Source organism: Parasphingorhabdus sp. (assembly GCF_048269915.1).
Taxonomy (GTDB): Bacteria; Pseudomonadota; Alphaproteobacteria; order Sphingomonadales; family Sphingomonadaceae; genus Parasphingorhabdus.
Window position 1 is genome coordinate 216,075 of sequence record NZ_JBLWTY010000003.1, and the last position, 19,574, is coordinate 235,648.

At 57.9% G+C, this 19,574-nt stretch carries 14 protein-coding genes and 1 tRNA gene; 9 read left to right on the forward strand and 6 right to left on the reverse strand.

Annotated elements, in window-relative coordinates:
- Positions 1–105: 105 nt before the first annotated feature.
- Positions 106–1,065 carry a bile acid:sodium symporter family protein gene (locus tag ACN0WX_RS09545; protein WP_417622083.1) on the forward strand — a complete coding sequence of 320 codons (960 nt, stop codon included), beginning with the start codon at positions 106–108 and terminating at the stop codon, positions 1,063–1,065.
- Here the strand turns inward: ACN0WX_RS09545 and ACN0WX_RS09550 are convergent.
- Together ACN0WX_RS09550 and ACN0WX_RS09555 are read right to left on the reverse strand one after the other, a co-directional pair.
- Positions 1,062–3,569, reverse strand: a complete 2,508-nt coding sequence (locus ACN0WX_RS09550) for an ABC transporter permease (protein WP_417622084.1) — start codon at positions 3,567–3,569, stop codon at positions 1,062–1,064. The two genes, ACN0WX_RS09545 and ACN0WX_RS09550, sit on opposite strands and share 4 nt — an antisense overlap.
- Positions 3,566–4,291 carry an ABC transporter ATP-binding protein gene (locus ACN0WX_RS09555; RefSeq protein WP_417622085.1) on the reverse strand — a complete coding sequence of 242 codons (726 nt, stop codon included), beginning with the start codon at positions 4,289–4,291 and terminating at the stop codon, positions 3,566–3,568. Before ACN0WX_RS09555 ends, ACN0WX_RS09550 begins: the two co-directional genes overlap by 4 nt.
- Positions 4,292–4,308: 17 nt before the next feature.
- Between ACN0WX_RS09555 and ACN0WX_RS09560 the strand changes: the two genes are divergently transcribed.
- From ACN0WX_RS09560 to ACN0WX_RS09570, 3 genes are all read left to right on the forward strand, one after another.
- A complete protein-coding gene (locus ACN0WX_RS09560) occupies positions 4,309–5,025 on the forward strand; it encodes an arylesterase (protein ID WP_417622086.1) in 717 nt (238 codons plus the stop codon).
- 159 nt (positions 5,026–5,184) lie between these two features.
- Positions 5,185–6,390 carry a toxic anion resistance protein gene (locus ACN0WX_RS09565; RefSeq protein ID WP_417622087.1) on the forward strand — a complete coding sequence of 402 codons (1,206 nt, stop codon included), beginning with the start codon at positions 5,185–5,187 and terminating at the stop codon, positions 6,388–6,390.
- A gap of 6 nt (positions 6,391–6,396) precedes the next feature.
- Positions 6,397–7,110: a hypothetical protein gene (locus ACN0WX_RS09570; RefSeq protein ID WP_417622088.1), complete on the forward strand. Its 714-nt coding sequence runs from the start codon at positions 6,397–6,399 to the stop codon at positions 7,108–7,110.
- A gap of 167 nt (positions 7,111–7,277) precedes the next feature.
- Here the strand turns inward: ACN0WX_RS09570 and ACN0WX_RS09575 are convergent.
- Positions 7,278–7,351 (reverse strand) — tRNA-Gln (locus tag ACN0WX_RS09575).
- Between the two features lie 307 nt (positions 7,352–7,658).
- On the opposite strand from ACN0WX_RS09575, the gene ACN0WX_RS09580 reads away from it, so the two are divergent.
- Complete coding sequence (locus ACN0WX_RS09580; protein WP_417622089.1) at positions 7,659–8,771, forward strand: Ppx/GppA phosphatase family protein; 1,113 nt, start codon at positions 7,659–7,661, stop codon at positions 8,769–8,771.
- Positions 8,768–9,442 (forward strand): RlmE family RNA methyltransferase, encoded by a 675-nt coding sequence (locus ACN0WX_RS09585; RefSeq protein ID WP_417622090.1) that lies wholly within the window; start codon positions 8,768–8,770, stop codon positions 9,440–9,442. Before ACN0WX_RS09580 ends, ACN0WX_RS09585 begins: the two co-directional genes overlap by 4 nt.
- Here ACN0WX_RS09585 and ACN0WX_RS09590 read toward each other — a convergent pair.
- The 3 genes from ACN0WX_RS09590 to ACN0WX_RS09600 form a co-directional block, all read right to left on the reverse strand.
- Positions 9,439–10,224, reverse strand: a complete 786-nt coding sequence (locus tag ACN0WX_RS09590; RefSeq protein ID WP_417622091.1) for a DsbA family protein — start codon at positions 10,222–10,224, stop codon at positions 9,439–9,441. The two genes, ACN0WX_RS09585 and ACN0WX_RS09590, sit on opposite strands and share 4 nt — an antisense overlap.
- Before the next feature lie 85 nt (positions 10,225–10,309).
- Positions 10,310–11,710: a M48 family metalloprotease gene (locus ACN0WX_RS09595; RefSeq protein WP_417622092.1), complete on the reverse strand. Its 1,401-nt coding sequence runs from the start codon at positions 11,708–11,710 to the stop codon at positions 10,310–10,312.
- Between the two features lie 119 nt (positions 11,711–11,829).
- Positions 11,830–14,496: an Rne/Rng family ribonuclease gene (locus ACN0WX_RS09600; RefSeq protein ID WP_417622093.1), complete on the reverse strand. Its 2,667-nt coding sequence runs from the start codon at positions 14,494–14,496 to the stop codon at positions 11,830–11,832.
- Between the two features lie 521 nt (positions 14,497–15,017).
- Here ACN0WX_RS09600 and ACN0WX_RS09605 point away from each other — a divergent pair.
- The 3 genes from ACN0WX_RS09605 (at position 15,018) to ACN0WX_RS09615 (ending at position 19,545) form a co-directional block, all read left to right on the forward strand.
- Complete coding sequence (locus ACN0WX_RS09605; protein ID WP_417622094.1) at positions 15,018–16,262, forward strand: N-acetylmuramoyl-L-alanine amidase; 1,245 nt, start codon at positions 15,018–15,020, stop codon at positions 16,260–16,262.
- Between the two features lie 109 nt (positions 16,263–16,371).
- Positions 16,372–18,900, forward strand: a complete 2,529-nt coding sequence (locus tag ACN0WX_RS09610) for a penicillin-binding protein 1A (protein ID WP_417622095.1) — start codon at positions 16,372–16,374, stop codon at positions 18,898–18,900.
- A gap of 21 nt (positions 18,901–18,921) precedes the next feature.
- Positions 18,922–19,545: a GNAT family N-acetyltransferase gene (locus ACN0WX_RS09615; RefSeq protein WP_417622096.1), complete on the forward strand. Its 624-nt coding sequence runs from the start codon at positions 18,922–18,924 to the stop codon at positions 19,543–19,545.
- Positions 19,546–19,574: the final 29 nt, after the last annotated feature.

The following is a 19,574-nucleotide window of genomic DNA, read 5'->3' on the forward strand; positions in this document are numbered from 1 at the left end:
AAGAGCAACGCCCCAATATTGCCGCGCCCTTAGCCTGTTTGGTGCTGCGCCGCAACATCAGAAAGCTTGCCAAATGGCGCGGGGCAATCCATTTGGCTTGACCAGATGCAAACCCTCCGCCTGATCCTCACCGACAAATTCATCTGGCTGCTCAGCGGAGCAGTGTTGCTGGCGACGCTGGTGCCCGTTCAGGGGCAGGCGAAGGAAATCGCCGCGATCCTGTTCAACGCGGGTATTTTCTGTGTTTTCCTGCTCCACGGCATTCGGCTGGAACGGCATGAAGTGCGCGCCGGGCTGGGCAATATCCGGCTGCAGGCCACGATCTTTTTCTGGGTGTTCGGGGTGATGCTGGCCGCTGGGCTGCTGCTGTCGAAAGCAGTGGACCAGCTGCTTCCCGCCGATGTCGCGCTGGGTTTTCTGTTTCTCGGCACATTGCCGTCCACGGTCCAGTCGGCGACCAGCTATTGTGCGATCGCGCGGGGCAATGTCGCGGCCTCGGTTGTGGCGAGCGCGTTTATCAATCTCGTTGGGGTCGTGCTGTCGCCGCTCTTGTTTGCGTTGCTCGCCAGCGCCGCAGGGGTCGAAATCACGACGGATACGATCGTCAAGCTGGCTTCGATCCTGCTGCTGCCCTTTGTGCTCGGGCAGATTTTCCAACCCTGGCTGCGGCCATGGGTAATGCGGTATAAGGATCTGACCGGCTGGATCGACCGGGGTGCGATCGCGCTGGCGGTCTATGTCAGCTTTTCCGCCGCGATCATCGCGGGTATGTGGAGTCGGGTCAGCGGCACCGAATTTCTCTGGTTGGCGGCGGCCCTGCTCGCTTGGCTGGGCGCGGCTTTTGGCGGTACATGGTTACTTGGCGGTTGGCTGGATTTTGCAAGAGGCGACCGCAAGACCCTGCTATTCTCGGGCGCGCAAAAGAGCGTTGCCATTGGCGCGCCACTCGCAGCCATAATTTTCTCGCCCGAGCGCGCCGGTCTGGTGATCCTGCCGCTGATTTTCTACCATCTCGCGCAACTGTTCCTGTCCGCACCACTGGCGGTGCATCTGGCGAAGGATTAAAGCTCGCGCAGCGCCCGTGCCGGTTTGGCGGACAGGACGGGGATAGATCCCAGCAATCCGATCCCCAGCGTCACAATAGCGCCGATACCCAAGGTCAGCAGCACGACGCCATAGTCCGGCTGCCAGGTGAATTCGAAAATCTGGGTGACCACGAACCAGCCAGCAAACAGTCCCACGCCCAGGGCGACCAGCGACAATAGAAAGGCCAGCAACGCATATTCGATTGCCTGAACCGATAATATTTGCGCCCGGGTCGAGCCGAGCAGCTTCAGGATTACGCTGTCATAGACGCGCGCCTGACGGGAGGCCGCAATGGCGCCGATCAGCACCGCGATACCGGAGAATATCGCGATCGAGGCGGCGGCGGCAATGGCGGTCGCCATCTGGTCGAGTATTTCGCCGATCTGGGAGGCGATTTCCTTGACCTTGACCATCGAGATGGACGGAAATTCTTTCGGCAAAATGCCGAGCAGCCGGTCTTCCTTGGCCGGGTCGATCTGGATGGTTGCGGCAACATTATGCGGTACATCAGCCAGCACGCTGGGCGGGAAGACCAGCACATAGTTGAATCCGAAATTGCGCCAGTTCACTTTACGGAAGGAGGAAACTTTTGCTGGAATTTCAACGCCAAGCAGGCTGATTGTCAGACTATCTCCGATATTCAGGCCAAGCGCTGCGCCCTGTTGCTCGTCGACCGAAACCAGCGGTGGCCCGTCATAATCGGCATCCCACCATTTCCCCGCCACGATTTCGCTGCCTTCCGGGATGGTGCTGCTGTAGGTCAGGCCACGATCGCCGCGCAGCACCCAGGCGCCTTCGGGAATATTCTCCAGTTCCGACACCCGCTGGCCGCCAAATTCGGTGATGATGCCGCGCAGGGTCGGGACGATGTTGATTTCCGCATCAGCGGACGTTTTTGTCACTTTGGCGCGAAATTCGTCCGCCCGTTCAACCGGTATGTCCAGCACGAAAAAGCTGGGGGCATCGCGCGGAACGGTGGATCGGATTTCATTGTTCAGGCTGGTCTGGATCGCGGCCAATGTAGCAAATAAGGTCAGGCCCAGCCCCAGCGCCACCACCAGCTGTCCGGTCTGTGCGCCCGGCCGGTGCAGGCTGGTCAGGGCCAGTCGCAGCAAGGGCTGTTTTGGCCGCGGAGCCTTGCTCGCCAACCAGCCGATCAGCGCCCCCAGTCCGGTGAGCAGCAGTAAAATGCCCGTCGCCGCACCGATGAACGAAGCGGAAAAAAGCGGTTCGTTGGCGGTGCCGATAGCCAGTGCCAATATCGCGGCAATCGCCAGCCCGACGCCAATCCAGCTCTGGCGGTCGACCTGACGCCAGGAGCGGCTTTCGCCCCGGATGATCCCCGCTGCCGGAACCATTTTGGCTCGCGACAAGGGAGGCAAGGCAAAGATTATCGCAATCAGCAATCCGTATAGCGCGCTGACCAGCAGGGGCAGTGGATAAATGGCGAATTCCGGTTTGATCGGCAACACGTCACCCGCAATCCGGATGATCGCCAGCGGCGCTATCGCACCAACCGCAAGGCCAAAGACAATCGCGCCCAGGGCCACGGTCATGATCTGGAACAGGTAGATGCGAAAGATCATCGGGCTGTCCGCGCCGAGTATCTTGAGCGTCGCAATCGCACCCTGCTTGCCGCGCAGATAGGAGGCGACGCCGTTGCCGACGCCGATGCCGGCGATGACCAGCGAAGCAAGGCCGACCAGGGTCAGGAATTGCCCCATCCGCTCGATGAACCGCCTGGTGCTCGGCGCGCCGTCGTCGCGGGTTTTCACTTCCCATGCAGCATTGGGAAATTGTTCGACCAGCCGGTCACCGATCACCCGCGGGTCGGCGGTGACGGGGAGTTTGAGGCGATATTTGCTTTCGAACAGGCTGCCCGGCTGGATCAGCTCGGTCCTGCGCAAGCCGTCGAGCGAAGTGATCGCTACTGGTCCCAGCGACAGGCCTTCGCTGAGCCGGTCTGGTTCCTCGGCAATGACGCCGGACATGGTGAAGCTGGCCTCGCCAAAGGATATCGGATCGCCGATGGCCAGCGACAGGCGCTGCATCAGGGCTGGGGTGACGTAGATTTCCTGTGCGTCCGGCGCGCGGACCGATTGTCCGCCTTCCAGCGTGAACTTGCCATAGAGTGGATAGCCATTGTCTACGCCTTTCAACTCGACCAGTTGCGTGTCGCTGCCGTCGGGCAGCCGTGCCATAGCCTGCATCCGCAATGTCTCGGATAGCGTGCCGGCTCTCTTCAGCGCCGCCAGCTCTTCGTTGGTCGCCTCGCGCTGGGCAACGGCAATCTCGATATCGCCGCCCAATATGGCCTGACCGCGATTGGCCAGTTCTTCGGTGATCGCATTGGTCAGGCTGCCGATCGCCGCCAAAGTGGCGACGCCGAGAAACAGGCAGATGATCAGCAGGCGCAATCCGATAAAGCGCCCGCGCAAATCGCGCCGCGCAATCGTCCACGCCTTGCCGAAATCCCTGCTCATGTGGCGCTGTCCCGTTCGATCAGACCGTCACGCAATTCAATAATACGGTCGCAGCGCTTGGCCAGTTCTGGATCATGGGTGATGATCAACAAGGTTGCCGCCGTCGCTTTCTGGCGGTCGAATAACAGGCTGATGATTTTCTCGCCGGTTGCACCGTCGAGATTGCCGGTTGGTTCATCGGCAAAGATGATCGATGGTCGGGACGCCATGGCTCGGGCTATTGCAACGCGCTGTTGCTCGCCGCCGGAAAGCTGGGCCGGATAATGACCCAGCCGGTTACCAAGACCCACAGCCTCAAGCTCTTGTGCCGCAATTACGAACGGTTTTGGCTGGCCATCCAGTTCCAGCGGCACCGCAACATTTTCCAGCGCAGTCATCGTCGGTAGCAGGTGAAAAGCCTGTAGCACGATGCCGACCCGGCCGCGCCGGGCCACGGCCAGTTGATCCTCGTTCATTGTTCCGAAGTCTGCGCCAGCAATATTCACTTCACCGCCGCTGGCCCGTTCCAGGCCCGACAATATGGCCATCAAGGACGATTTGCCCGAACCCGAGGGTCCAAGCAACGCGACCGTCTTGCCTGCCTCGATCGACAGGTCGATCCCGCGCAGAATATCTACCCGCGCATCGCCTTCCCCCAAAGACAGGGTGACATTCCGGGCTGCAATAGCAATATGGGGTACAACGACGGCGGCGTCGCTCGATGCGGCGGTTTTTTGGATCATGGGGGTAAGGATATCCGATGTTGAAGAATTTGTTCTTATATGGCTTCACACTGGGCTTTCTGCAACTTTTGATCGCGTGCGGTCCAGCGCCGGTCGATGAAACAGCCACCACCACTGACAAGCAGCAACCTGTTGCGGCAACGAGCAATGATCAGACGGCCGAAGCCAAAGAGCCGGATATCCTGATCGTAGCGTTCGGCGACAGTCTCTATGCAGGCTATGGTCTTGACCAGAAAGAGGGCTTTGCGCCTGAACTGCAGGCAGCGCTAACGGCAACGGGCAAGGATGTCCGAGTTCACAATGCGGGTGTGTCCGGCGACACGACCGCGGCCGGATTGCGGCGGCTGGATTTTGTCATCGACAGTTTGCCGAAAAAGCCGGATCTGGTGATATTGGGCCTCGGCGGCAACGACATGCTGCGGGGGCTGAAACCCGCGGATACACGGGCCAATCTGGAAGCGATGGTCAAGAAGCTGGATGAGCGCGACATTCCCGTGATGCTGACCGGCATGCTGGCTCCGCCCAATCTCGGAGCCGCGTTCAGTGATGAATTTAATGTCATCTATCCGGCGCTCGCCAGAAAATATGGTGTCGCGCTCTACCCGTTTTTCATGGACGGTGTGGTTGGTCACCCCGATCTTTTCCTGCCCGATGGCATTCACCCGACCGCTGAAGGCATTGATATCATCGTCGGGAAAATAGCGCCGCAGGTGGTCGAAACACTCGGAGAATAGGCACTCCGGCAACTGGAATGGTTGGAAGCCTGTTGCGCGGATTTGCAAAAACTGTATTATTTTACTAATACAGCTCTTGAAACGCTTGAAAAGCGGGACATTTGCATCCATTTAGAGAGAAAGCCCCGCACTGGTGCCGGGGCAGGGAGGCGAAGCAGCATGGCGACCGAAACAATCACCGCGACCGAAGACCTGAAATTGACCCCGCCCGAGCCAGTGGCTGCCGTAGCACCCGAAAAGGCCTCCGGTCTGGTGCCCGTTGGCGACGAAATAAAGTCCAAGCTGGAAGAAAAAGTTGACGGTTTTATCGCGGACCTGATCGCGCAGGACGAGAACAGCCCGGAATTTGGCAAGAAGGTCGATCAGATTACCAATATGGGCCGCAAGGAAATCGCCGAGGCGGCAGGGCAGTCCAACCGCTTTCTTGATCGGCCGATCCGGTCGATGGACGAAGAGAGCGGCATTGGCGCCGATCTCGCGGAGTTGCGCCGCACGGTCGAGGATCTCGATCCAGGCAAGCGCGGCAATCTGACCGCCAGGAAAAAGATTTTCGGGATCATCCCCTTTGGCAACAAGTTACGCAATTATTTTGACGGCTATAAAAGCGCCCAGGGCCATATTGGCTCGATCCTCGATCGGCTGCGGTCGGGCAAGGATGAATTGCTGATGGACAATGCGGCGATTGATGTCGAACGCAAGAATCTCTGGGCGGCGATGGGCCGGCTCGAGCAGATGATTCACGTTTCCAAGGTCATGGACCAGCGGCTGGAAGACAAAGCGGCTGAACTGGACGCAACCGATCCGGCCAAGGCCAAGGCGATCCGCGAAAGCGCGCTTTTCTATGTCCGCCAACGGACGCAGGATCTGCTGACCCAGATGGCGGTCACGGTGCAGGGCTATCTCGCGCTCGATCTGGTGAAGCGCAACAATGTCGAACTGGTCAAGGGTGTCGACCGGGCGAGTACGACCACCGTGGGCGCCTTGCGCACCGGTGTCACCGTGGCGCAGGCTTTGACGAACCAGAAGCTGGTTCTTGACCAGATCACCGCGCTCAACACCACCACCGCAGGCGTGATCGACAGCACCAGCGAGATGCTGAAAAACCAGACCGGCCAGATCCACGAGCAGGCCGCATCGTCGACCATTCCTCTCGAGACGCTGCAGCGCGCCTTCCAGAATGTCTATGACACGATGGACAATATCGACACGTTCAAGCTGAAGGCGCTGGAAAATATGAAGGCGACAGTCAACAGCCTGTCCGGCGAGATCGAGAAATCGAAAGGCTATATTGCCCGGTCCGAAGGCCAGGCCAAGGCGCAACTCGAAGCGCCATCCGAAAATCCCTTGTCGGCTCTGGAGGACTAGAAGCGGGTGCCCGAAACCAATCAGGAAATTCTGGACGGGGCCACGCGCGCGTTGCGGGATTCGCAATATCGCCGCTCGATCGGCAATCGCTCGCATCAGCTGAAACGCGGCCATTTTTTCAAGAAACTGGGCCGTGCAGCCTTGTGGACAGCAGGTGTGCTGGTTGGTGCCAGTATCATCGGCGGGATATTGAGCGGCATTGGTTTCTGGGGCGTGATGATTTCCGCGGCCTTGATTGGCGGCGGTATCTGGGCTTCGATGAAATTCCCGAAAATGAAAATTCCGACGCCGGAGACGATCGTAAAGTCCGATCTGAAATCTTTGGCCGGAAAGACGGAAATATGGCTGGAAAATCAGCGACCAGCGCTACCGCCACCAGCGGTTCAGATCGTCAATGGCATCGGTGTCCAGCTCGATATGCTGTCGCCACAGCTACAGAAGCTCAACGAAGGTGATGCGGCGGCCTATGAAGTGCGCAAGCTGGTCGGCGAACATCTGCCGGAGTTGATAAACGGCTATCGGGCAATCCCCGTTTCGATGCGCAGCAAGGCCACGGACAGCGGCAAGTCACCCGACGAGCAGCTGATCGGCGGTCTGTCGCTGATCGAAAAGGAGATTTCCGGAGTCACACAGCAAATTGCCAAGGGGGATATCGACAATCTTTCGATCCGGGGCCGTTATCTTGAGCTTAAATATGACCAGAGTGCCGAAGCGGAATAGAATCGGTAATCCGCGACCGGTTCGGGGACATGAATAACCTCGCAACCCACCAGTATTCCCTGTTTCGCTCGCTAACGGAGGGCATGTCGGGCTTGCCCCAAAAATGTCATGGTAATTCAGTCGATTATGACGCGCGGGTCAACGGCTGGAGAACGAAAGATAATTATTGGATCCCCCGTGAGGATTCGAACCTCAATTAACGGAGTCAGAGTCCGTGGTATTACCATTATACGACAGGGGAGTGCCGGTGCGCGGCAATAGGCAGGGAGCGGCGTGGGGTCAAGCCTTTTGGTAGACTTTAGATGGCCAACGATTTGAGCAATTTGCATCCATTGTTACCATTGCCGTTGACCGCGCAGAAAATTACCGTTGGTCAGAGGCCGGACAATCTTCAGATCGGACAAGCTCGGCGGGACGAATTTTGCGCCTCCACCTTATATTTTCCGTTCGTCAGGCTTAGCGGCCCTTGCGTCACAGGCGTTGCAGCGTTATCTTCGCTGGCAAGTACCGGCGGTATTATCCGATCCGGAGAACATAAGAGTACGGTCATGGCGGATCAAGCGTCCCCATCGCCGCAAAATGCAAACGGCGGATCATCCGCAAGGAAACCCCGCCCGCGACATGCGGCGACACATAAAGGTCAGAGTCGAGCTGCGCCTCCTGCAAATTCTGTTGCCGGGCGTTGGCCCAAATTGCGGTCCTATGCCGCGATAGATTTGGGCACCAATAACTGTCGGCTGCTGGTCGCAAAGCCATCGTCAGACGGCTTCATCGTCACTGATGCCTTCTCGCGGGTCGTTCGGCTGGGCGAAGGACTGGTCGAAACCGGCCGGATCAGCAACCGGGCAATGGACAGAGCGGTCGCTGCCCTTTCAATATGCGCGGACAAGTTGCGGCGTCGCAATGTGACGCTTGCGCGGTCGGTAGCTACAGAGGCTTGCCGGCGTGCCAGCAACGGGGACAAGTTTATCGATCGTGTCCGGCGTGAAACGGGCATTGCGCTAGACGTGATCACTGCCGAAGAAGAGGCGCGGCTGGCAGTGCTCGGTTGTCAGATATTGCTCGAACCTGGCGAAGGGCCGGCGCTTATTTTTGACATAGGCGGTGGTTCGACGGAACTCGTACTGGTCGATACAAGCGGTTCAGCACCCGAGATTATCGACTGGCAGAGCGCGCCCTGGGGCGTCGTCTCGCTGACCGAAAGCGAGAAATTCGATGGCAATGATCCGATTGCCCGTCGAGAGGCGTTCGCGGCTATGCGCGCGCGCGTCGCTAACAGTTTCTCGAGCTTTGCCGCTCGCTTGCCACGGATGGATCAGTGCGACTACCGCTTGCTGGGAACCAGCGGCACGGTAACTACCCTGGCCAGTCTGCATCTCAAGTTGCCCCAATATGATCGCAAGGTGATCGACGGCCTGATCGTACCAGCGGATTCAATGCGCGAAATCAGCGCCATGCTCGCTGATGCTTCGCCGGAAGAACGGGCGGATATTCCCTGTATCGGACGCGAACGCGCCGATTTGGTGGTCGGTGGTTGCGCAATATTGGAATCGATCCTTGATATCTGGCCGGCCAGCCGTGTGGGTGTGGCGGATCGCGGTATCCGCGAAGGCATATTGCGTTCGCTGATGTCGTCCAACGAACGGCAACCCCACCAATGAGCCGGGGACGATCCGGGGGCAAGCAGCGCGTGAAAACCGCGAAGGGTCGGAAAATCGGTTCCACCCGTTGGCTCGAACGGCAGCTGAACGATCCCTATGTCAAGCAGGCGAAGGCCGAGGGCTATCGTTCGCGCGCGGCCTATAAATTGCTCGAACTGGACGAACGGTTCAAACTCGTGCGCAAGGCGAAAGCGGTGGTCGATCTCGGCATTGCGCCTGGCGGCTGGGCCCAGGTGGTGCGCAAATATGCGCCGAAGGCCGCGATTGTCGGGATTGATCTGCTTGAAGTCGATCCAATCGACGGAGTCACGATTTTCCAGATGGACTTCATGGACGACGCCGCCCCGGACATGTTGATGGAGGCGCTCGGCAGCAAACCGGACCTCGTGCTATCCGATATGGCCGCCAATACCGTTGGTCATCAGCAGACCGATCATTTGCGGACGATGGGACTGGTCGAGGCGGGTGCCTATTTTGCGGTTGATAATCTGCAAAAGGGCGGAGCCTTTGTCGCCAAGGTGCTCGCCGGCGGAACCGACAACGAGCTGTTGACCCTGCTCAAAAAGCATTTTGACGTTGTGAAACATGCCAAGCCGCCAGCAAGTCGCAAAGGGTCTTCCGAATGGTATGTGATTGCCCAGGGATTCAAAGGCGGAACGGAAGCGGGTTAATCGGCTTCGCGCGCCTTGGCGATCATTTCTTTCAGACCATCATAGCCGATTGCGCCAACTTCTGACTGATTGCCGACCACCCAGGCGGGGGTGCCAGTGAAGCGCATTTGCTGCGCGATGGCTATATTATTCTCGATTTCGCGCTTGGCTTCGGGTGAGGCGATAAAGGCCCGCGCAGCCGCCATGTCGAGGCCGACTTCATTGGCTGCAGCCTGGATCGTTGAAGGGGTCGGGCGACCGGTGGCGAACATGGTTTTGTGAAATGCATAATATTTGCCCTGTTTCGCAGCGGCCAGAGCCATCAGCGCGGCGTCATTGCTGGCCTCGCTGAGGATCGGGAGCTCGCGGAACACGACTTTCACATTCTTGTCTTCCGCAATCACCTTGGCAATATCGCGCTCGGTCTGCTTGCAATAGGGGCAGTTGAAGTCGGAATATTCGACGACAATCACATCGCCATTGGGATTGCCGGCAAATGCGGTGCCGGCAAAGGGAGCCTCGATTTGCGCGCGCACGGAATCAATGGCGGATGTTTTCTGGCGACCCTGCAAAATTTCCACCGCTTCGGGAATGATTTCCGGATTTTTCAGGATATAGTCGCGCACGATCGCCTCAATGGCTTTTTGTTCCTGCGCGTTGATACCCGCCGCCCGCGCCGCATCGCTTGCCGCTTCGGTCGAGTAACTGCTGCCGGCTTGCCAGAACCAAACCCCTAATGCCGCCGCTATGGCTAGCCCGCCACCTGCCATAATCATCCACTTTCTGTTTGAAACGTCGTTCACAATCCGGTTCTTTCGTTGGAGCATGGCATTGGCGGTAGCGCTCGTGCTTGTCTAGCCTAAATGGCCCCGACCAGCCTTGCACCGTTCAGCGACGGCGGCTGTTCTTTTCAAATTCAGCCTTGGCGATAAACGATATATCCTGAGCCCTGATCCAGTCAGGGGTGTTTTCCGCAATTCCGGTCATGGCGATTTGCGAACTGCGAATGGCACTGGCATAATTGCCTTCCAGCAGGGAGCTTTCCGCAGTGGCCAGCTGTGCGCGGGGCATATCGCCCTGTTGCGAATAGACCACGCCCAGTTGGTACCAAGCAAAGGGATTGCGATTATCCTTGTTCACCGCGGCTTTCAAAACCTGTGTGGCCTCGTCAAAATATTCCGGGTCTTCGGTGGCAATCAGGGCATGACCGAACAGACTGGCGATCAGCGGCTGGTTGTTGGTCAGTTGCACGGCCTTGCGCAACGATCTCAGCGCTTCGTCCGGCTTGCCGGATTCGAGAAGAATCTGACCCTGTAATTCCAGGAAATAAGGATCGTCGGGCGCAGATTTGAGCAGGTTGTTGACTTCGTATAATGCCCGGTCGGGATAGGCGCTCTTGTGCCAGGCATAGGCCCGGGCATAGCGGGCAGGGACTGACTGGTCGCTTTCGGGATATTCGCGAAGGGTCACCGTTGGTTCGGCGGTAAAACCGAGAAGCTTCGCCTTGACGCGCTGGAACCGCGCCTCGATTGTCGGGTCGGATGGTTTGTTCCAGGCTGGGTCCGCCTGATAAACCTCGCGCAGCAGGCTGACGCGTTCACCGGACAAGGGGTGGGTGCGGCCATAGCTATCCTCTTGCGGGATGCCGAGGCGGAATTCGTAATTCTGCAATTTCTTGAAAAAATCGATTGAGCCTTTGCCGGAAATGCCGGCTCCGGCCAGATAGCGGGCGCCCGCAGAATCAGCCGATCGCTCCTGCACCCGGCTGAACGCCAGGAATTTACCCATTGCTGCTTGCTGGCCGGCAGCCAATATACCCATGCCGGCATCGCCCGCCCCGGCGGCAATTGCCGCAGCACCAAGGACCAGGCTAAGAATGGTAATTCCGGTTGCGGTTTTGACGCCTTCGTCGAACCGGATCGCATGTCCACCGGTAATATGTCCCAGTTCATGCGCCATAACGCCCTGGACCTCGTTCGCGCTGTCGGCTTTTTCGATCAGACCGGAATAGAAAAATATGCGTTGACCTCCGGCGACAAAGGCATTGATCTGACTATCATTGATCAGGATGACCTCGACCTCGTCGGCATCCAGCTCGGATGCTGCCACCAGCGGCGCCACCATATCGGTGAACAGAGCCTCGGTCTCGGCATCGCGTAAAATGGATTGGGCGGCAACGGGCTGCACGATGATCGAAACCATCGTCAAAAACGCAACCATGAAACGGGTCAACCGGCCGACGGCAGCAGCGCCGATGCGGGGAAATGGAACAGCAAGAATATTGCGCATGAAATTCCTCAGCATGAAAGTCCGGTTACAGCCTTCCCCCTTGGCATCATGTGCCTGAACCGCGGATGAAAATAATCGCGCTCCCGCCCGACACGATGGGGCGGGAGCGCTATATTCCATTATCCGAAAGTCCGCTGCCACCAACCCTGGCGCGGTGCACCATCGCTGGATTCCGTGGCGTCGCTGTCAGCTTTCTTGGCTGCGGCTTCCTCTTTGGGCTTGGCGGTTGCTCTTGGCTTGCGCGGTTTGGCCGGTGCCTTTTCCTTTGCCGCTTTCGGGGCTTCTTTTGGCGCAGCTTTGTCCGCTGTTTCGGCACTATCGGCCTTCTTGGCACGCGTCCTCGGTGCTTTTTTCACCGGTGGCTTTTCATCCGCACTGGCTGCATCGGATTTCGCCGTCGTCTTTGCTGCCGGTTCTTTTGTGACGGGTTCCTTCGCCTTTCGCGGTGCCCGGCGCCGTTTGGGCTTTTCCTCAGTCGCTTCGGCGTCCGGTGCCTTACTTGCTTCCGGGCTTGCTTCTGGCTGCTCGGCTTCGCTTTTGGAAGAACGTCTGCGGCCGCGTGGTTTGGCTTCTGCTGCTGGCTTTTCTTCGCCGCCATTTTCACTGGCAGCAACCGCAGCATCCTCGGTCTTGCGGGCGCTGTTGCGGCGCGAGCGAGGCTTCGGTTTCTCTGCCTGTTCACTGGCATCCGTTTCATTTGGCTGCGCGGCTGTCTCGCCGGCGCTTTCAGTACCGCCATTCTCGGAGGTGCCGGCTTCCGAACGATCGCCACCGCGGTTGCGTCTGCCCCGCCGACGCCGTTTGCGCTTGGGCCGTTCACCGCCTTCTTCGCGCCCTTCGGCTTCGACCGATTCCCCATCTTCAATGTGATCATCGTCGTCGTCATCTATAATGGGTTCGAACTTGGGCATGTTCTTCGGCGGGCTACCGGAGCCCTGAATTTCCATGCGCGCCCCTTCAGTCTCTCCATCCGGAACGATTTCGATCGAGACGCCATAGCGCTTTTCGATATCCTCAATCTCGTGACGTTTGCTGTTGAGCACGTAGATACAGGCTTCCTGGCTGGTGCGCAGGCTGATCTTGCTGGCCTTGCCCTTGGCAGCTTCCTCTTCGAGCAGACGGAGCGCAGACAGGGCGGCGGACGATGCCGTCCGGACCAGTCCGGTGCCTTCACAATGCGGGCAGACTTTGGTCGACGCTTCGAGCACACCGGTGCGCAGGCGCTGGCGGCTCATTTCCATCAGGCCAAAGCTGGATATCCGCCCAACCTGGATACGCGCGCGATCATTTTTCAGCGCGTCGCGCATCGCGCGTTCGACCTTGCGGACATTGCCGTGGCGATCCATGTCAATGAAATCGATCACCACCAGTCCGGCCATATCGCGCAGGCGCAACTGGCGCGCGATTTCGGCGGCGGCTTCCATATTGGTTTTGACCGCCGTTGCCTCGATCCCGTGTTCGCGCGTCGACCGTCCCGAGTTGATGTCGATCGACACCAGGGCCTCGGTGGGATTGATCACCAGATAACCACCGGATTTCAGCTGTACTTCGGGCGAGTACATCGCAGACAATTGGTCCTCGACACCATAGCGCTGGAACAGCGAAACCGGGTCGGCATAGCTTTTCACCCGCTTGCTGTGGCTTGGCATCAGCAGCTTCATGAAATTTTTCGCCGCCGTATAGCCATCGGCACCCTCGACCAGCACTTCCTCGATCTCGCGATTATAAATATCGCGAATCGCACGTTTGACGAGATCGCTGTCGCTGTGAATCAGACTGGGTGCCGTCGCGCTCAGTGTCTTTTCGCGAACCTCGTCCCACAGCCGGGCGAGATAGTCAAAGTCGCGCTTGATTTCCGGCTTGGTCCGGGACAGTCCGGCGGTGCGGACGATACAGCCCATACTGGTGGGCAGATTCAGATCGGCGATAATCGACTTCAGTCGCTTGCGGTCGCCGGCATTATTGATCTTCCGGCTAATTCCGCCACCGTGAGATGTGTTCGGCATCAGCACGCAATAACGGCCTGCGAGGCTGAGATAAGTGGTTAGCGCCGCGCCCTTGTTGCCGCGTTCTTCCTTGACGACCTGGACGAGCACAACTTGGCGCCGCTGGATAACATCCTGAATCTTGTACCGCTTGCGCAGAGCCATGCGTTTCTGGCGTGCCTGATCGCTGGCTTTCGGCATGCTGCCCTTGCCGCGCCCGCGGTTGCGACCACCCCGGCCCCGACGGTTTCCGCCTTTGCCTTTATTGCCGTCATTCTCGTCAGCAGAATCATCGGCATTGTCATCCGTGTCGCTGTCGTCGTCATCCTCATCATCGCCACTGTCTTCTTCCGGGATTTCGCCTTCCGTGACGTCAATGGTGTCGACGCTGTCATCCTTGTCGACTTCGACGAGTGCGGTATCGAGTTCTTCGGTCGCTTCGCTACGCACCATGTCGGCGGGAGAATCTTCTTCCTCCTCTTCCTGCGCGCGCAGAGCGGCTTCCTCGGCGGCATGTTCGGCTTCTTCCGCCAACAGCCGTTCACGATCCTCTGTAGGAATCTGATAATAGTCGGGATGGATTTCCGAAAAGGCCAGAAAACCGTGGCGGTTGCCGCCATAGTCCACAAAAGCGGCCTGCAACGAGGGTTCAACCCGCGTCACTTTTGCCAGATAAATATTGCCTTTAAGTTGTTTGTGTTCGGAAGATTCGAAGTCGAATTCTTCAATTTTGTTCCCTTTTACGACTGCCACCCGGGTTTCTTCCTGGTGGCGCGCGTCGATTAGCATGCGCGTTGTCATTCAATAGTCTCCTGGCATGGCACTGAGGGCCGGAGCCCGTCGGGGCCATGCGATATGGTAGGGATAACGGGTGTTCGCGCGCGGTCCTTTGATGAGGGGCGGGCGGCGTTATCCGGTTGATTTGAAATATTTCAGATAAAAATGCGTCTGCAACAACTGCATGGCCCTGGCCGTTAGCCAAAGTCGTTCCGCCCGTGGAAGCGCTTCCCATATGGAGAGCTTCAAAGCCGGAAATGTCATGCCTCATGTTGCGTCAACCTGGTATATGCCGAATGATTTCCGGCATTTAGTCGAACCCTCTCAGGAATCTTCCCGATTGGTTCTAAAGGCTTGCTAGCACCGCTCGCGCTGATCGGCAACACAAACTGTGATCTTCCAGAAACATATCGGTTCGCGCGGCTTTTCGTAAATTTATGCTTAATCTTGCGTTAACCCTGTCATTTTACCCGCCATTACGAAAGCATCCTTAATGGCTTGTTCACCGCGTAGTGAGTTGAAGTTAAGGCAGGACGCTAGACTATATGAAAATTGACTGGACCAAAAAGGGCCGCGCGATGCATAAGCAGGCCATGGCATTGGCTACAATTCTGGTTTCTGCATTGCTGATGACCCAACCGGCTGAGGCGGGTTCGGTCAAGCGGATTGAGGCCCGCGGTTCCCAGATCACCGTATCCTTTGATGATCTGGTGCAAGGGGCCTCGACCTTTTCTCTCGTCGGGCCGGATCGCATTGCGATAGATATATTGGGCGGCAAGGCCGGGCGGGGCGGCTATGCGACCGGTATCGTCAAATCGGTACGCCAGGGACAATATAGCCCCGACACCGCGCGGATCGTTTTTGATCTCGACCGACCGGCAGTGATCACCAATGGCAGTTTTTCAGATGATGGCAAAAGCTTGAAGCTGAGCCTGCAAGCCGTTGGCCAGAATCGCATAGCGGCCGGGCGGAAATCCTTTTTGCCACCCGTAAAGTTCCGGGCGGAACCACCGAAAAAAAGCTATAGCGTGAAAATGCCGCTGGGCAAACCGCGTGATTCTGTCGATTTGCCGAAAATATATGGGCCGAATGATGCGAACCGACCGTTGGTGGTTATCGATGCGGGGCATGGCGGCCATGACCCCGGCACGGTTTCTCCCCATGGTGGAAAATACGAGAAAAATGTCGTGCTTGCGATTGCCAGAGCGCTGCGTGATCGACTGGTCGCCAGTGGGCAGGTTCGGGTTGCATTGACGCGCGATACCGACAAATTTCTGGTCCTGGAAGAACGATATGGCATTGCCAGGCGTCTCGACGCGGATCTTTTTATATCGATCCATGCCGATGCCGCAGGCAATCAAAATGCTTCGGGCGCGACAGTATATACATTGTCGGAAGTGGCATCGGACCGGGAAGCCGCGAAATTGGCAGCACGCGAGAATCGCGCCAATATCATCAATGGTGTCAATCTCGGCGGGGCCAATCACGATGTTTCATCGATTTTGATCGATCTTACGCAACGTGAGACCCTGAATGTATCAGCCGATTTTGCCAAATTGCTGATCCGCGAGGGGCAGCGAAAGATGAATTTCCGGACCAACCCGCATCGTTTTGCTTCGCTCGTGGTCCTCAAGGCCCCGGACACACCCTCGGTGTTGTTTGAAAGCGGGTATCTGAGCAACAAGGAAGATGTGGCATTTCTGAGCTCCAGCCAGGGGCGGTCCAAAATTGCCTCGGGTATGGCAAGCGCGATAGAATCGCATTTTGCCCGGAAATTGGCCCGGCGCTGATATAATATTGTCCGGTGAGTTCGGCCTGCCGCTTCGCATGGAAGTGGCCCGCAATTTTCATCGATAATCGCTGGAAAATGGTGGCAAGGCGGTTTAGATAGCGCAGCCTATGGTAAATGATGCGTCTGATACGGCTGGAGAAAGCCTCGCCTACAAGCTGGAACGCAGCACGGGCAGCTTTTTCGAGCGGATCGAAAATCTCTGGCAGAAAAAGTGGTTTCGACTGCTTGTGGCCTTTCTTGGCCTCTGCATACTCGGTTGGTTGTTGATCTGGCTGATATTTGCGCGGGACCTGCCCGATGCATCGGCCTTGCGGACCTATGAGCCACCCTTGCCGACAATGGTGCGCGCCTATGATGGAGAACCAGTGCATAGCTATGCCCGGGAACGGCGCGTACAGCTTGAATTTTCGGAATATCCGGCGCTTCTGGTGCGGGCCTATCTTGCGGCTGAAGACCGTACCTTTTTTGAACATGGCGGACTGGATTATCCCGGTATTGCAACCGCCATCGTGAGCAATATAACCAACAGTGGGAGACCCATCGGGGCTTCCACCATCACCCAGCAAGTTGCAAAAAACCTGCTCCTAAGCAGCGAGGTGTCCTATCGGCGAAAGGTGCGCGAAGCGATACTCGCTTACCGCATAGAGGATGTGCTGACCAAGGAGGAAATTCTTGAGCTCTATCTCAATCAGATATTCCTCGGTCGCAATGCTTATGGGGTGCAAGCTGCTGCACAAGCCTATTTTGGCAAGGATGTCGATGCGCTCGCCTTGCACGAAATCGCCTATCTGGCGATCCTGCCCAAGGGCCCCTCCAACTATCGTCCTGAAGTGCACGAACAGCGCGCAATCAGCCGTCGCAACTGGGTGCTGGGCGGAATGCGCGACAATGGCTGGATCACAGCTGCGCAATATCAGGCAGCATCGGCACAGCCGCTCGGGACCATTTCCCGGACCGGCCCTCGCTACGAACGGGTCGGTGGCTATTTTATCGAGGAAGTGCGTCGCCAGCTGATCGAGCAATTTGGCGAGAATGAGAAGGCGGGCCCCTATAGCGTTTATTCCGGCGGCCTGTGGGTGCGCACGTCGCTGAATCCGGAATTGCAGGAATATGCCAAGGATGCCCTGCGCGGTGGTTTGCTCCGCTATAGCAGCGGGAAGGGCTGGAGTGGTCCGATCAACAAGATCGAGATCGACGAGCAATGGCCCCAGCGGCTTGCTTCCACGTTCATCAATACGGACTATGCAAATTGGCGGATTGCCGTTGCCATACGGCTTGCCGGTGGTGGTGCGGAAATCGGATTCACGGACGGTACCACCGGGCGCATAAATTCCATTCCAGGCGCACTGAAAGCCGGAGATATTATCGCTGTCAGTCCAGCGGGTGGCAGCAACTACCGGCTTGAAAATGTTCCGGAGGTATCCGGCGGCATGGTCGTCCAAAATCCGCGCAATGGCCGGATATGGGCGATGCAGGGCGGCTTTGATGATCGGATGAGTTCTTTCAACCGGGCGACCCAGGCGGAGCGCCAGCCGGGCTCGACGATCAAGCCCTTCGTTTACGCAACCGCGCTGGAACATGGCATGACCCCGGCAACCCTGATCGCAGACGCTCCTTTCTGCGTTTATCAATCGGCATCACTCGGTCGCAAATGCTTCCAGAATTTCGGAAATTCCAGAGGTGCAGGGGAACAGACTTTGCGCTGGGGTGTCGAACAATCGCGCAACCTGATGACCGTGCGCGCGGCCAATGATGCCGGCATGGAAAACGTCGTGAAGACGATCAAGACCATGGGGATAGGGGATTATAAGCCTTATCTCGCCTTTGCTCTCGGGGCGGGTGATACCACCGTGATGAAGCTGACCAATGCCTATTCCATGCTCGCCAACCATGGCCGAGAGTTACAGCCCACGGTGATCGACTTCGTCCAGAATCGTAAGGGCAAGGTTATCTTCCGTGCCGACAAGCGTGTCTGTGAAAATTGCAATTTGCGCGACTGGGATGGCCAACCAATGCCGCGTCCGCGTCCCGCAGGAAAGCAGTTGATGGATCCGATGACGGCCTATCAGATGATCGATATATTACAGGGTGTGATTACGCGCGGTACCGCGCAAAATCTAAAAAGTCTTGATCGACCGCTGTTCGGCAAGACCGGTACGACCAGCGGCCCGACCAATGTCTGGTTCGTCGGTGGTTCGCCCGACATGGTTGCCGGCGTCTATCTCGGCTATGATCAGCCCCGGAACATGGGCAGCTATGCCCAGGGCGGCACTCTGGCCGCGCCGGTCTTCCGGCGCTTTGCCGAAAGGGCGATGGCGGGCATGCCGAAAACGCCATTTGTCGCGCCGAAAGGCGTCCGCATGGTTCGTGTCGACCGCAAGACCGGTAAGCGCGTCTATGGCGGGTGGCCGACGGATGATCCAAAATCCGCTGTGATCTGGGATGTTTTCAAGCCGGAAACCGAACCTCGCCGGTCTATCCGCAAGGAAGAATTGCTGGCCCGGCTGGAGGCCCGCAAGGCACAGCTGATCGCGGAACGGGAAGCGGCCGCGGCCCGGGCGCGGGAAGCCAATCGGAATCGTGGTCCGGCGCAAAATGATGATGAATTCCTTGAGGCCGAAGGTGGTATCTATTAGCGGCGGCAGCTTCCTGCGCCAATGCTGACAGCATCGGACATCGTGCCTGCTCAGGGCATCGATAGAGTCGGGGTGGAGAGCGTCAAGGCACTCGCAGCCATTACCGCTGATGCCTTCCGCGATGATCCGTTCAATAGCTGGCTGTTCGACGGCTTCGATCCCATGCAGCGGACATTTGCCAATATGGCACGGCATATTTACGCGCCGAACGGATTTTGCCAGATATTGAGTGAAGATGGTGCAGGGCAGGCAGCGGCGATGTGGCTGTTGCCTGGTGACAGTCCCGATGCGGCCCTGGCGGGCATGTTGCAAACCTATTGGGGCCTGTTTGCCAGCGGTGGCTGGGGCGCCCTGATGCGCGGTAAGGCGGCGGGCGAGGCAATGGCAAAACATCATCCTGCGGAACCGCACGCCTATCTGTTCACCGTTGGCGTTGCCGGTACTGGACGGGGCAGGGGGCTTGGTCGACGGTTGATCGAGCCGGTTCTCGCAGCCTGCGACCGCAAGGGTGTCATGGCCTATCTGGAGAATAGCAACCCCGCCAACCGTCGCTTTTACAGCAGTCTGGGTTTCGAACGTGTCAGACTATTTCATGCCCGACCGGACAGCCCGCCGCTTGAAGCGATGAAAAGGGCGCCGCGTTAGCGTTCTGGATCGCTTGCCTGTCAATGCAA

Bases quoted from the DNA above. Each gene is read 5' to 3' on its own strand.
- ACN0WX_RS09580 (WP_417622089.1), top strand. From the start codon at position 7,659: ATGGCGGATCAAGCGTCCCCATCGCCGCAAAATGCAAACGGCGGATCA.
- ACN0WX_RS09585 (WP_417622090.1), top strand. From the start codon at position 8,768: ATGAGCCGGGGACGATCCGGGGGCAAGCAGCGCGTGAAAACCGCGAAG.
- ACN0WX_RS09610 (WP_417622095.1), top strand. From the start codon at position 16,372: ATGGTAAATGATGCGTCTGATACGGCTGGAGAAAGCCTCGCCTACAAG.
- ACN0WX_RS09550 (WP_417622084.1), bottom strand. From the start codon at position 3,569: ATGAGCAGGGATTTCGGCAAGGCGTGGACGATTGCGCGGCGCGATTTG.
- ACN0WX_RS09615 (WP_417622096.1), top strand. From the start codon at position 18,922: ATGCTGACAGCATCGGACATCGTGCCTGCTCAGGGCATCGATAGAGTC.
- ACN0WX_RS09555 (WP_417622085.1), bottom strand. From the start codon at position 4,291: ATGATCCAAAAAACCGCCGCATCGAGCGACGCCGCCGTCGTTGTACCC.
- ACN0WX_RS09605 (WP_417622094.1), top strand. From the start codon at position 15,018: ATGAAAATTGACTGGACCAAAAAGGGCCGCGCGATGCATAAGCAGGCC.
- ACN0WX_RS09560 (WP_417622086.1), top strand. From the start codon at position 4,309: ATGTTGAAGAATTTGTTCTTATATGGCTTCACACTGGGCTTTCTGCAA.
- ACN0WX_RS09545 (WP_417622083.1), top strand. From the start codon at position 106: ATGCAAACCCTCCGCCTGATCCTCACCGACAAATTCATCTGGCTGCTC.
- ACN0WX_RS09595 (WP_417622092.1), bottom strand. From the start codon at position 11,710: ATGCGCAATATTCTTGCTGTTCCATTTCCCCGCATCGGCGCTGCTGCC.
- ACN0WX_RS09565 (WP_417622087.1), top strand. From the start codon at position 5,185: ATGGCGACCGAAACAATCACCGCGACCGAAGACCTGAAATTGACCCCG.
- ACN0WX_RS09600 (WP_417622093.1), bottom strand. From the start codon at position 14,496: ATGACAACGCGCATGCTAATCGACGCGCGCCACCAGGAAGAAACCCGG.